This is a genomic window from Fenollaria sp. C0166D3, from assembly GCF_056590255.1.
In genome coordinates, this window is sequence record NZ_JBWPVU010000007.1 from 1 (window position 1) to 13,112 (window position 13,112).

The 13,112-nt window shown below is 35.3% G+C and carries 14 protein-coding genes; all 14 read right to left on the bottom strand.

What is annotated here, in order from left to right:
* Positions 1-294: 294 nt before the first annotated feature.
* From AC1EJ0_RS05760 to rpsO, 14 genes are read right to left on the bottom strand one after another with little or no spacing between them, the layout of a single operon-like run.
* On the bottom strand, positions 295-486 hold the full coding sequence (locus AC1EJ0_RS05760; protein WP_480023579.1) for a hypothetical protein: 192 nt from the start codon (positions 484-486) through the stop codon (positions 295-297).
* Positions 487-490: 4 nt separating this feature from the next.
* A complete protein-coding gene (locus tag AC1EJ0_RS05765) occupies positions 491-1,147 on the bottom strand; it encodes a P-loop NTPase family protein (RefSeq protein ID WP_480023580.1) in 657 nt (218 codons plus the stop codon).
* Entirely contained in the window at positions 1,140-1,376 is a 237-nt protein-coding gene (locus AC1EJ0_RS05770; RefSeq protein ID WP_480023581.1) for a hypothetical protein, read from the bottom strand. The genes AC1EJ0_RS05765 and AC1EJ0_RS05770 overlap by 8 nt, the downstream gene beginning before the upstream one ends.
* Positions 1,377-1,386: 10 nt before the next feature.
* Complete coding sequence (locus AC1EJ0_RS05775; protein WP_480023582.1) at positions 1,387-2,550, bottom strand: AAA family ATPase; 1,164 nt, start codon at positions 2,548-2,550, stop codon at positions 1,387-1,389.
* The gene (locus AC1EJ0_RS05780; protein ID WP_480023583.1) at positions 2,537-3,538 is read right to left on the bottom strand and encodes a metallophosphoesterase family protein; all 1,002 of its coding nucleotides are present in this window, start codon (positions 3,536-3,538) and stop codon (positions 2,537-2,539) included. The genes AC1EJ0_RS05775 and AC1EJ0_RS05780 overlap by 14 nt, the downstream gene beginning before the upstream one ends.
* Before the next feature lie 10 nt (positions 3,539-3,548).
* Positions 3,549-4,604: a recombinase RecA gene (recA, locus tag AC1EJ0_RS05785; RefSeq protein ID WP_480023668.1), complete on the bottom strand. Its 1,056-nt coding sequence runs from the start codon at positions 4,602-4,604 to the stop codon at positions 3,549-3,551.
* A gap of 19 nt (positions 4,605-4,623) precedes the next feature.
* A complete protein-coding gene (locus AC1EJ0_RS05790) occupies positions 4,624-5,091 on the bottom strand; it encodes a CinA family protein (protein WP_480023584.1) in 468 nt (155 codons plus the stop codon).
* Entirely contained in the window at positions 5,075-5,614 is a 540-nt protein-coding gene (gene pgsA, locus AC1EJ0_RS05795) for a CDP-diacylglycerol--glycerol-3-phosphate 3-phosphatidyltransferase (RefSeq protein ID WP_480023585.1), read from the bottom strand. Before pgsA ends, AC1EJ0_RS05790 begins: the two co-directional genes overlap by 17 nt.
* A complete protein-coding gene (rimO, locus tag AC1EJ0_RS05800) occupies positions 5,598-6,917 on the bottom strand; it encodes a 30S ribosomal protein S12 methylthiotransferase RimO (protein ID WP_480023586.1) in 1,320 nt (439 codons plus the stop codon). Before rimO ends, pgsA begins: the two co-directional genes overlap by 17 nt.
* Positions 6,910-9,294 (bottom strand): FtsK/SpoIIIE family DNA translocase, encoded by a 2,385-nt coding sequence (locus AC1EJ0_RS05805; RefSeq protein ID WP_480023587.1) that lies wholly within the window; start codon positions 9,292-9,294, stop codon positions 6,910-6,912. Before AC1EJ0_RS05805 ends, rimO begins: the two co-directional genes overlap by 8 nt.
* 24 nt (positions 9,295-9,318) lie before the next feature.
* Positions 9,319-10,146 (bottom strand): undecaprenyl-diphosphate phosphatase, encoded by an 828-nt coding sequence (locus AC1EJ0_RS05810; RefSeq protein WP_480023588.1) that lies wholly within the window; start codon positions 10,144-10,146, stop codon positions 9,319-9,321.
* Complete coding sequence (dut, locus tag AC1EJ0_RS05815; RefSeq protein ID WP_480023589.1) at positions 10,146-10,583, bottom strand: dUTP diphosphatase; 438 nt, start codon at positions 10,581-10,583, stop codon at positions 10,146-10,148. Before dut ends, AC1EJ0_RS05810 begins: the two co-directional genes overlap by 1 nt.
* Before the next feature lie 13 nt (positions 10,584-10,596).
* Positions 10,597-12,693, bottom strand: coding sequence for a polyribonucleotide nucleotidyltransferase (locus AC1EJ0_RS05820; RefSeq protein ID WP_480023590.1), 2,097 nt, complete (start codon positions 12,691-12,693; stop codon positions 10,597-10,599).
* A gap of 48 nt (positions 12,694-12,741) precedes the next feature.
* A complete protein-coding gene (gene rpsO / locus AC1EJ0_RS05825; protein ID WP_294797107.1) occupies positions 12,742-13,008 on the bottom strand; it encodes a 30S ribosomal protein S15 in 267 nt (88 codons plus the stop codon).
* Between the last annotated feature and the right edge of the window lie 104 nt (positions 13,009-13,112).

Here is a 13,112-nt window from a genome sequence, read left to right on the forward strand (position 1 = left end):
GTTTTTTTGTTGTCAAACCTATTATATCAGAATACCTCTCTTTTTTTATTTGTTTTTGTAACATATGTTATACCACACAACAAAAACTATCACGATAAGACATATATCTCTTAATTGTCAAGACATATGTTACACTTCGAAAAATATCTTTTATAACTTGGTTAGAAGTCTTAAAATTTAATGATGTTTTAGCTATATTGTTGTATCTTTTTTGGTGGATTTAAATATATTTCATAAAAAATCCTATATAAAACACAATTTTGTGCTTTATATAGGACATTTTTTAATATTCAATTAATCGTCTATAAGCGCATCAAGCTCTTCAAGTCTATCTATCCAAGCAAGATCATCTTTCTTAGCTTGCTTTTTATTTTTATTTTTATTTCTATCCTTTTTATCACTAAATAAAGATAAAAGTAATATTATAGGGAAAAACGCTATCATAAAGATTATCTTTACTAAACCAATTAGCATCTTAATAATCATAAGCCTACTTCTCCACTACTTCTGAAACGTTGTCACGCTTGATAACTTCAAAGGTCTTATCACCTATGTTTGATAGATATTTTGAGTGCGTAACCATAATTATCTGCCTCTTAAAGCTTTCGCTCACCTTGGATAAAAACTCTGCAACATTATAAATATAATCTTCTGAAACGAATTTTGCTGGCTCGTCAAGCAGTATTGGTCCTTCAATCTTGGGATTAAATACTTCTATCATTGCAAATCGAAGCGCAAGTGAGATGATGTCAACATAGCCACCGCCTCTTTGTTCTTGTGGATCAGTCATTATCTTCTCGCCATCGACCTCGTCTTCTAGAAAAAAGTCAACAGCAACCTTGCCGTTTATGCTCTTCTCTTCAATCACAAACTTGCTTTGCGAAGCAAATATCTCATGAAGTGCGCCCGTAACCATATTCTCAATGCTCTTTATAGCCTCTTTTCTAGCGTAGTCACTCGTCTTTTCTAAAAGCAGCTTAGTCTTTTCGAAAATCATGTTCTTCTCGTCAAGGCGCTCTGCCTCTTTCGCAAGCGATGCCTTCTTTTCAAGTAGCATCTCTTTCTTGGTCTTGTCTTGCAAAATCTTGTTCTCTAGAGACTTATTAAATTTTTTAATTCTGTCTATCTCTAAAGCATAATTATTCATTGTCTTTCAAAAGCTCCTCAGCCTTAGTTATGTCTGTAGCTATTTTATTTTCTAAGTTCTTTATCTCTGCTTCAAGATTTTCTGGCTCAATACCAAGAGCTTTTATCTCTTTAATGATATTCTCCCTATCATTAAGAAGTATATTAAGCCTTTCTTCGTACTTAACCTTATTCAGTTTTGCCTTGTCTAAACTGTCCTTCAAGGCCTCAAGTCTGTTTGTATAATCCATAATATCACCTTTATAAATATTCTTTAACTATCATGTCAATGTGCGCCTTATCAACATCCGAGTTGCAATATGGGCACTTCTTTAGCTTTATTAATAGCTCTGTATACTCTTTTAAGTCTCTGTTTAAATTTTCATCGTTGTCCTTAATAAAGTATCTACCCTTGTCAATGGATGCCGATACGTCACTCAAACGTTTTTTGAGTTCATTTAGCTTAGTAAAAGCGTTTAAGTTCCTCGCTATGGTATTGTCAATGTCGAGCTTTTCTGTTATATTTTTACTTTTCTTGTAAATAGCCTCAGTATTATTAATTTCATTTTTAATCTTATCGAGCCTTGTCTTGTAAGTTTTGTAGCTTTCTAAAACTTCATAAGCCTTCGCCGTGCTCGATATAAGTGCTTCGTTTGATAACACTTTGTCGAAGTCCTTTATTCTATCAAGTAAATAGTCTTTATTTTTCTTATTTTCGTCAAGTCTAGCTTTAAGTGAGTTTATCAGCTTTAATTTTTCTACTGAGTCTTCTATATTTTTAGTAAGCGTCTCTCTATCCTTAAGTAATTTTTCTTCCTTTTCAATATCCTTATATGCTAATATCTTTTCATCAAGCTCTTTAATCTCTTCATTTATCCTCTTGATGTCAGACTTTTGCGATTTTATATCCTTATTCGTATCGTCAATAGCTTTGTCAACGACATCTAGATTATACATCTTGCCGATAAGAGCCGACTTTTGTGTCGCCGTGAAGCTAAACATAAAGGGTCCATCGTGCTGGAACTGTATATTGAAGTTTATGTCATTAGACTTATCAAGCGTGATCTTTTTTATCTTCATCACGTTTGATACTTCAGGCGGAAGTCCTGTCCTTAAGCTGTTAAACTCTTGAACTTCGCCAGTCTTTTCATTGTAAATAATGTATAGATTTTCTTTTTTCGAGCGCTTTCTCTCAACTGAGTAGTCATTGTTGAAATAAAGTCTTACTGATACAAAGTCTTCGTTATTTCTAAGCATACCCATGCCTTGCGGTTCATTAAAAAGTACCCAGCGTATCGCTCTTAGTATAGCTGTCTTACCATTGTCAGATGGTCCTACAATGACGTTTAATCCATCATCAAAGTTAAGCGAAGTGAATTTATGCGACTGAAAATTTATTAGATCTATCTTATTAATCTTGACCATGAATATCTTCCTCCGCTTTCTCTAAACGCTTTTTCGCCTCATCTATGACTTCTTTTTCAACGCCTTCAGCCTTGATTATCTCTTCGAAAACGCTATAGTAATCATACTTATCAAAGTCAGCCGCTTTTTTTATGGTGTTCTCAAAATTAAGAACTTCTAATTTATCATTCTTGTGCTTTTCAATGTATTCCCTGTCTAAAACTTCATATCCAGGTTTTGCGCACTTCACATCGATGAGCTCAATCTTTGGCTTTAAGTCATCATTGATCTCGATTAAGGCATACTGAGGCATCCTCTTGTACTCTTCAGTAGTGTTTGAGCACCTTGTAAGTGAGCCTGGATTTAAAAACGTCCTGCCATTGAGACTAATCACTCCAAAGCCTGTGTGATAGTGACCTGAAAGAGTAAGATCGGCCTTAGTGTTAATTATATCAGTAACTACCGTGTGTTCTATCTCTTTTATAAATGGCTTTTCTAATAGCATACCATGAACAACATTGATTAGGAATTCTCCATCTTTCTTGTCGTATTCACTTAGTAAATAGGCTTCTTTATCTTCAGCGTCCATCTTGTATATATATGGTGTGCCTATGATTTTAACGCTATTACCATTAGCAAAGTTCTCTTCAATGGTACTTTCTCTATCAAGCATCTTAACCGCTCCAAAAGACTCGAGTAGGCCTAAATGTGTTCTAGGAAGCGTATCAGGATTGCGGCCATAGATGTCGTGGTTGCCACTAACGATGTAAAACTTTATATTATGCTCTTTTAAATAAAAAAGAATCCTATTAAATTTGACAAGACAAATAGTTGAAACGGTTGGAGTATCAAAAAGATCTCCACCGTGAACTATAAAATTAACATTGTTTTCAACTGCAAAGTGAGCAGCCTCGTCAATCTTATTAATTACCGTTTCAAAATAATTATCAAGTCTATTTATAGGATTTTTTTCTTTTATATGTGTATCTGTTATAAATACAAATTTCATTATATCAACTTTATTCTTCTGTGTTTTGTTCTGCTTCTTCTGCAGCTTCTTCGTCTTCTTTCTTGTAAGCTTGTCTTACCTTTAATTCTATCTCTTCCATAAGCTCAGGTTTTTCTTTGAATAATTGTTTAACATTTTCTCTTCCTTGGCCAAGCTTTTCACCGTTGTATGAGAACCACGCACCAGCTTTATCAACTATGCCTCTATCAACTGCAACGTCCAAGATGTCTCCTTCCCTGGAGATACCTGTTCCATACATGATATCAAATTCAACTACCTTAAATGGAGGAGCTACTTTGTTCTTAACAACTTTTACACGAACTCTGTTACCAACGATAACGTCTTCTTTCTTACCAACAGCTGTCTCTTCTTTTTGCTTGATTACATCAAACTTTCTTATATCAAGTCTAACTGATGAATAGAACTTCAATGCCTTACCACCAGTAGTTGTTTCAGGGCTACCGAACATGATACCAATCTTTTCTCTTAATTGGTTAATAAATATTACTGTTGAATTTGTTTTTGATATAACACCAGAAAGCTTTCTCATCGCTTGTGACATAAGTCTTGCTTGTAGACCTATAGTCGCATCACCCATAGCTCCTTCGATTTCAGTCTTAGGTACAAGAGCTGCAACTGAGTCAACAACAACTAAATCAACAGCGCCGCTCCTAACAAGTGCTTCAGCAATGTCAAGGCCTTGTTCACCATTGTCTGGTTGAGACACTATGAGCTTATCGATGTCAACCCCTAGGTTTCTTGCATATTGAGGATCCAAAGCATGTTCTGCGTCTATGAAAGCAGCTGTACCGCCTTTCTTTTGACATTCTGCTATTACATGTAGTGTTAAAGTAGTCTTACCACTTGATTCTGGTCCGTAGATCTCGATGATTCTACCCTTTGGTATACCGCCAATGCCTAAAGCCATGTCAAGTGACAAACAGCCAGTTGGAATGCTTTCAATATTTAGCTTAGCGTGGTCGCCAAGTCTCATTATTGAGCCCTTACCAAAATCTTTCTCAATCTTTTTCAAAGCTTCATTAAGAGCTTTTTCTTTTTCGTTCATGTCCATTTTTTCACCTCTATTATTTACTTATTATTTCTAATATTAAATCGATTAAATCATTCTTCGCTTCTTCTATTATATCACATCTTGAGCCGCTATAAATCTTTTTATGTAAATATTGATGATTTTTATAGCTTAGTCCATAGTAAACGAGTCCAACTGGTATCCCGTCATATGATGTGGGTCCAGCGCTTCCTGTTATAGCGTAGACTATATCCGTATCAAAGAGTCTCTTAGCTCCATCTAGCATGGCAGATAGTACTGCGATAGATACTGGAGTGTATTTATCAATCAATTCGCTATCTACCTTCAGTGTATTTATCTTAACCGATGACTGATATGAAACTAATGTTCCGCGAAAGACATCAGATGCGCCAGCTACCTTAACTAGCTTGCTCGATACAAGGCCTCCTGTTATTGATTCAGCGCCTGATATGCTTAAATTATTTTCTTTTAATATTTCAATAATCTTATTGCATTGTTCCATTGAATACTTCCCTGTTTTTATATAGATAGTTTATCATCGATAAAACTGTTAGTGCTACGGAAATGTATAATAACACCTTTCCTATTATATACATATTTCTATTTATTAAAATAATTGTTAAGAAGAAAAATATTACTGAGAAGAACTGTGTTGTCGTCTTAAGCTTGCCGAAGATGTCAGCTGCTATGGATATATTTTTCTTCGCAGCAAGCATCCTAAAGCCCGAGATAAGTAATTCTCTAAACAAAACTACTATGACTACCCATGGCTCAACGAAGCCCCTTTCTATAAACAAAATGAAGGCGCTTAGTACAAGGATCTTATCAGCTATTGGGTCTATAAACTTACCAAAATCAGTAATCATATCGTACTTTCTAGCAACGTAGCCATCTAAAAAGTCACTAAAAGATCCCAAAAGGAATATTGCTAGACTTGATATACCGCTTTGATCATAGTAACAGCTTATTACAAAAAATGGTAATAAGAATATCCTAAACATTGTAATTTTATTTGCTAGGTTCATAAATTTCACCTCTTAAGTCATAATCAAGTGCTTCTGTAATCTTGACATCTACAAAGCTACCGGGTCTTAGCTCCTCATCGCTACTTAAGTAAATTACTCCGTCGACATCAGGAGCGTCCATAAAGCTTCTTAGAGTGTATTCACCAGCATCGCCGTCTTCAACTAAGCACTTCATAACTGTTCCGACTCTCTTCTCAAGACTTTCTCTCGATATATCCATTTGCGCGTCCATAATCTCATCTCTTCTACTTCTCTTAGTCTTTTCATCAAGCTTCTCGCTAAAAGAGTAGCTTCTTGTGCCTTCTTCATCACTATATTCAAAGACGCCAAGCTTATCGAATTTTTCTTTCTTAATAAAATCAAGAAGCTCTTCGAAATCTTCTTCTCTTTCGCCAGGGAAACCGACTATGAATGTAGTTCTTAAAACTAAATCGTCTATATTAGTCCTCAATTTTGTGATTAACTCATGTATTTCGTCTTTATTGATGTGTCTATTCATCATCTTAAGAACGTGGTCTGATGCGTGTTGTAGAGGTATGTCCATGTACTTAAGTATTCTATCTGATGAGTTAAATGTGTCGATTAATTCATCTGTGATATTATCAGGATATAAATACATAATTCTGATCCAAGGCATCTTGGTCCTTTCAAGTATTGCTTTTAAAAGCATAGCCAGTGATGGCCTTGAGTATATATCCATGCCATAATCTGTTGTATTTTGTGCGATAAGAATGACTTCTCTCGTGCCAAGCTTATATAGATGATTAATCTCATTAACTATGTCATCAATGGACCTCGATCTAAGTCTGCCTCTAAGCTTTGGTATGATGCAGTAAGAGCAGTTATTGTTACAGCCCTCAGCAATTTTAACATATTCAGTGATGTCCGCAGCATCTTTCTCTATATATTCAATATCAGCATTGATGTTGTCTATATAAACATCGTCTTTATTATTCTCTTCGTATTCTTTAATTATTTCAGAAATATTTTGAAAATTACCTGTACCAACTATGATGTCTATCTCAGGAATTTCATCTTTTAGCTCTTTTGAGTACCTTTGAGCAAGGCAGCCGCTAACTATAATCTTAGCGCCTTCCTTTTTTTGATTAATCATATCAAAGATAGCCTCTATCGACTCTTCCTTAGCTGCATTTATAAAAGAACAAGTGTTTATGATTATATAATCAGCTTCATTTGGATTATTTATTATACTATAGTCACTGTTCTTTAATTTATATGCCATAGTCTCTGAGTCTACATCGTTTTTTGAGCAGCCCATAGTAAGTATAAATACTTTATTCAAGTCCGTCACCGCTTTCACCGTATAAATTTTCTAAGTCTTCTTCTTCAATCAGTACTTTTCTTGGCTTTGATCCATCGTAGCCGCTCACAACGCCCATCTCTTCCATTTGATCGACAATTCTTGCGGCACGTGAGTAGCCTATCTTAAGCTTTCTTTGTAAGTATGATATCGACGCTTGTCCATCAGCTACAACTAACTTAACCGCATCATTATATAACTCGTCCTTATCGTCTTGCATTGTTTGACTAGTGTTATTTGTTGTGATGGATTCAACCGCCTCTTGATTGTAGTTTGCTTCACCTTGATTTCTGATGAAGTCGCAAACACTCTTAACCTCTTTATCGCTGACAAAGGCGCCCTGAACTCTGATTGGCTTTGATAGATTCGATGGATAGTAAAGCATATCGCCCTTGCCTAGTAGTTTTTCCGCGCCGCTCATGTCAAGTATAGTTCTTGAGTCTATTTGCGAGGAAACTTGGAAGGAAATTCTCGAAGGTATATTTGCCTTTATCGTTCCTGTAATAACATCGACCGATGGTCTTTGTGTCGCTACAATTAAGTGCATGCCGGCCGCTCTCGCCATTTGAGCAAGTCTACAGATAGCGTCTTCGACCTCTGTTGCAGCAACCATCATTAAGTCAGCAAGCTCGTCTATAATTATAACGATTTGAGGCATCTTTTCAGTGATAGTATCAAGCTCATTATAGCTTTGCATGTCCTTAACATTGTTCTTTGCGAATAGTTGGTATCTTCTCTCCATCTCTTGAACTGCCCAATTTAGTGAGAATTGCGCTTTTTTAGCGTTTGTCACTACTGGTATCAATAGATGAGGTATATTGTTATAAACGTTTAATTCAACAACTTTCGGGTCAATCATGATTAATTTAACTTCGTCAGGTCTTGCCTTATAAAGTATACTCATGATTATGGTATTGATACAAACACTCTTACCTGAACCTGTTGCACCTGCAATAAGTAAGTGAGGCATATTGGCAATGGAGCTGATGATGGTATTGCCTGTAACATCTTTTCCTAGAGCAAGCGGCAATTTTGACTTAAGATTTCTAAATTCATCGCTATCCAAAATCTCTTTTAGTAGAAGTGTATCCTTATGTTTATTAGGCACTTCTATGCCGACTGCGCTCTTGCCTGGTATAGGCGCAAGTATCCTTATATCAGTCGTTGCTAGTGCTAGAGCTAGGTTATCTGATAGACTTAATATCTTACTTACCTTTACTCCAGCAGCAAGACTTATCTCGTATGAGGTAATAGTTGGACCGCTGTTAACGCCAATTACCTTGGCGTCGACGCCAAAGTTATTAAGTGTATCTTGAATAATTTTGATATTGTCCTTAATCTCTCTGCCCTTTGAGTTTGTGTTAGTCACTTCTACTTCTTTTAGAAGATTTAATGATGGGAATTCGTAATGAATTATGTCTTCATTATGAATTTCTTTTTCTATATCAATTTCTTCACCAGTATCTTCTGTCTTTTCACTTTCTTTTTTACTAGGCTTAGCTTTCCTCTCAAGCTTTTTATCCTCATTTGCTTTTTTATCTTCACTAGGCTTATCAATTGTGTCAAGGCTATTAGCTCTTGATGAGTCATTAATATTTATATCGAAAAGATCATCATCAAGGCCTTCAATCTTAATATCGTTATGATTTGATGTATTATTATTAACACTGTCTATAGCTTTTACATCATCTTCGTCATTAAATATGTCATCAGAAGACATTATCTTTCTATTCTTCTTCTCTTCTCTCTTTACTTTTATTTTTTCTATGCTATTTTCAACGCCATCTTGAAGCTTATTCATAGTATTGTCAGTTGTTTTAACTATATCAGCTCTGTTAATGCTAGTTAAGCTATATATGTTAATTATGTTGATAATAACTAGAACGATAACTGTTCCAACACCGCCAAAAAGCCTGTAGAACAAGTAACCAACTACTCCGCCTATAAGGCCGCCTGAGTTTAATTCACTTGCTAGCTCTGTCGCTTGAGATACGTGCGAAGAGAATGAGCTCATGACTACTGTCGATGAGTCGAATATAACTAAAAGGCTTAGGAAGACTATGCTTAATGATATAATCAATTTGCTAGCATATTTCCTTGACTTTGGAATTAATAATACCAAAGATATAGCCAATAAGTAGAATAAAAATATATTGTATCCAATTGAAAAAAGGTAGACAAGACTGCTCTTTATCCATCTGCCAAAAACACCTGTTGCATCACTATTTGCAAAAATTAGCAAAAATATGGACGCAAAAAGTATTATAAGACCAGATATCAATAAAGATTCGTTCTTATCTACCTTTTTATTTGTTTTACTCTTAGTTCTTTTGTTTGTTCTTTTATTTGTAGTTCTCATACAATCCCTTCGCTTATATATCTTTTATATAAAATTTAATACTATACAAATAATACCTAGTACAACTAAGTAATATGAAAATACATGGAATTTTTTCTTCTTAATAAGCACTTTTATTAATCTGATTGCTAAAACTCCAGTTATGAAGCTCACAATAAGTCCAACAATTGCATTGATGTCGAAGCTTACTTGTGATCCTTCTTTAAATATGTCTTTTAAACCTAGTATAAAGCCGCCAAGCATGGCTGGTATAGCTAGTAGAAAAGAAAAATCTACCGCATCCTTCTTATTTATTCCCAATATATGAGATATAAATATAGTTGAGCCTGATCTTGATATACCTGGTAGTGCTGCAACACCTTGAATTGCTCCTATAGCAAGCACTTTAGGCATGCCAGCATCAGTTATCCTCATAGTATTTTTACCATGAATATTGATGTCGATGAAGTATATCATAAAGGCTGTTATTATAAAGCATAGTCCTATGATTAATGAAGACATATATAATTGATCCAAATACTTCTCTATAAACAAAGCGATGATAACTGTAGGTATAGTCGCTAATATAATGTATAGAGCTAGTTTTTGATAGTGGTTTAGCTTGATCTTTTCTCTTTTTATTAAAGAGCCAAGCATTTTGAAAAACTCCACAATCATGTTTATAACTTGTTTATGATAAACAAGCAAAATAGAAAGCAATGTTCCGAAGTGTAAAACTTGCGAGAAAAACACATTACCTTCTTTTATATTGAATAATATTTGTAGTATGGCCAAGTGGCCTGATGAGCTTATTGGTAAAAACTCTGTTATGCCTTGTACGATAGCGAGTATTATTGCTTTAAGTAATGTCATTATTTTACTCCTGTCGAGCCAAAGCCGCCATCTTGTCTTTCAGAGTCTGAAAGCTCATCTACTTCTTCAAAATCTATCTTTTCGTACTTAGATAAAACCATTTGAGCGATTCTCATACCATTCTCAATAGTAAAATCTTCTTTAGAAAAGTTTATTAGAGGCACCTTTATTTCGCCTCTGTAATCACTGTCTATAGTGCCAATACCATTGACAAGACCAATGCCGTGCTTAATGCTAAGGCCCGATCTTGCTCTGATTTGAACTTCGTAAGAGGAAGGTATCTCTAGATAGATACCTGTACTTACTAGTTTGAACTCGCCTGCCTTTAATACAAGATTCTCATCAAGTGAAGCTCTTATATCAACGCCAGCAGAGTTTTCAGTTTGGTATTTTGGTATATCGTTTTTGCTCATATTTATTATTTTAATAGTTGCCATCTTTTTATCCTAATTATTTAGATTCTTCATCAGAATTTTCTACTAAGGCTTTTCTTGAAAGATTGATTCTACCTTGTTCGTCAATAGATGTAACCTTAACCATGATTTCGTCGCCTAGCTTTAATACATCTTCAACTTTATTTACTCTTTCCTTAGAGATTTGTGAGATGTGTAGTAAGCCTTCTTTGCCGTTTAATACTTCAACAAAGGCACCGAAATTAGTTATTCTATTAACCTTACCAAAGTAAACTTCGCCAACTTCTACTTCTTTAACGATGTCTTCAATCATCTTCTTAGCGCCGTTAACGCCATCCATAGTATCAGCTGAGATGTATACGTCACCGTCATCAGTGATATCAATCTTAGCGCCTGTTTCTTCGATAATCTTGTTAATTACCTTTCCGCCTGAGCCGATAACGTCTCTAATCTTGTCTGGGTCAATCTTGATAGTTGCAATCTTTGGAGCGTATTCTGATAATTCTGCTCTTGGTGCATCGATAGCTGATCTGATTACATCAAGTATTTGGAATCTTGCTGCCTTTGCTTGTTCTAGAGCAACTTTCATTATCTCTTCGTCTATACCTTGAACCTTGATATCCATTTGCATAGCTGTGATACCGTCCTTAGTACCAGCTACTTTAAAGTCCATGTCTCCAAGGTGGTCTTCAAGGCCTTGAATATCTGTTAATATCTTAGTAGTTTCATCTGACTTAATAAGTCCCATAGCAATACCTGCTACTGGTTTTTTAATAGGTACACCCGCATCCATAAGAGCTAGTGTTGAACCGCAGATACTTGCTTGTGATGAAGAGCCGTTTGAGCTTAGTACTTCTGATACAAGTCTAATTGTGTATGGGAACTCTTCAAGTGAAGGTATAACTGGAACTAGAGCTCTTTCAGCAAGTGCTCCGTGACCAATTTCTCTTCTACCAGGGCTTCTAAGCGGTCTAACGTCTCCTACTGAATATGGTGGGAAATTGTATTGATGCATATAGTGTTTTTCGCCTTCTTCAACTAGGCCGTCTTGTGATTGGCTGTCGCCGAATGAGCCAAGTGTAGCTATAGTTAATACTTGAGTTTGACCTCTCTTAAATAGTCCTGAGCCGTGAGCTCTTGGCAATAAGCCAACTTCAGCAGAAAGTGGTCTGATTTGTTCAGTATTTCTTCCATCTGGTCTTAAGTTTCTTTCAAGTATACCTTTTCTGAACTCTTCACTTGTAATATCGTCAATAGTCTTTAGTATGCTCTTTTGATCATCTGGATACTTTTCAAGATATTTATTTACTATAGTATCCTTAAGAGATTCACTGTTTTCAATTCTTTGAACCTTATCAGCTTCGAATATTGAGTTTTTGATGTCTTCTCTGAATTCTTCATCTATTTCTTTAAATATTTCTTCTTTAGCTTCAAATTTTTCGAACGAATATTTTTCTTTGCCTATCTTTTTAATGATTTCTTCTTCAAATTCGCATACTTCTTTGATAGCTTCATGTCCTTTTAGTATAGCCTTAATCATTTCTTCTTCAGAAACTTCATTTGATCCTGATTCAACCATCATGATGGCGTCCTTTGTTCCTGATATACATAGGTTTATATCTGACTTATCCATCTCTTCTTGTGTTGGGTTGATTACATATTCTCCATCTATAAGTCCAACGTAAACTGCTGCAGTTGGTCCGTTAAATGGTATGTCAGAAATACATAGAGCTACTGATGAACCAATCATCGCAGCGATTTCTGGGCTATTATCTGGGTCTACTGATAATACAGTAGCTATAACTTGTACATCATTAAAAAAGCCCTCAGGAAATAAAGGTCTAATTGGTCTATCAATCAGCCTTGAAGTTAAAACTGCTTTCTCTGAAGGTCTTCCCTCTCTCTTTATATATCCTCCTGGTATCTTACCAACAGAATAAAACTTTTCTTCGTAGTCTACACTTAGTGGGAAGAAGTCTACCCCTTCTCTAGGTGCTTTTGTGCTTGTCGCATTAACTAAAACGTAAGTATCTCCATACTTAACTAAGCAAGAACCACCAGCTTGCTCGCACATCTTTCCTGTTTCAATTTCTAAAGGTCTACCTGCTAAGGTAGTTTTAAAATTTTCTTGCATCTCACATCTCCTTTAATCTAACAAAAGAGCGGGATAGCCCCGCCCTCTTTATCCTCTGATATTTAATCTTTCTATCAATTCACGATATTTGTCAATATCAGTGTCATACAAATATTTTAGAAGACCTTTTCTCTTACCGATCATTTTAAATAAACCTCTTCTTGAGTGATGGTCTTTCTTGTGTGTCTTTAAGTGTTCTGTAAGATCATTAATTCTCTTAGTAAGTATAGCTATTTGTACTTCTGTAGAACCAGTGTCTCCTTCATGCATTTTAAAATCGTCAATGATTTTTGATTTTTCTTCTTTTGTTAACATTTAATGTTTCCCCCTTAATAATATTTGCCTCAGCCAAGTGTATCGACGGGAACGATATACGTAGCATAAGGTACCTATATTAGTATATCATGAACTTTAGCATT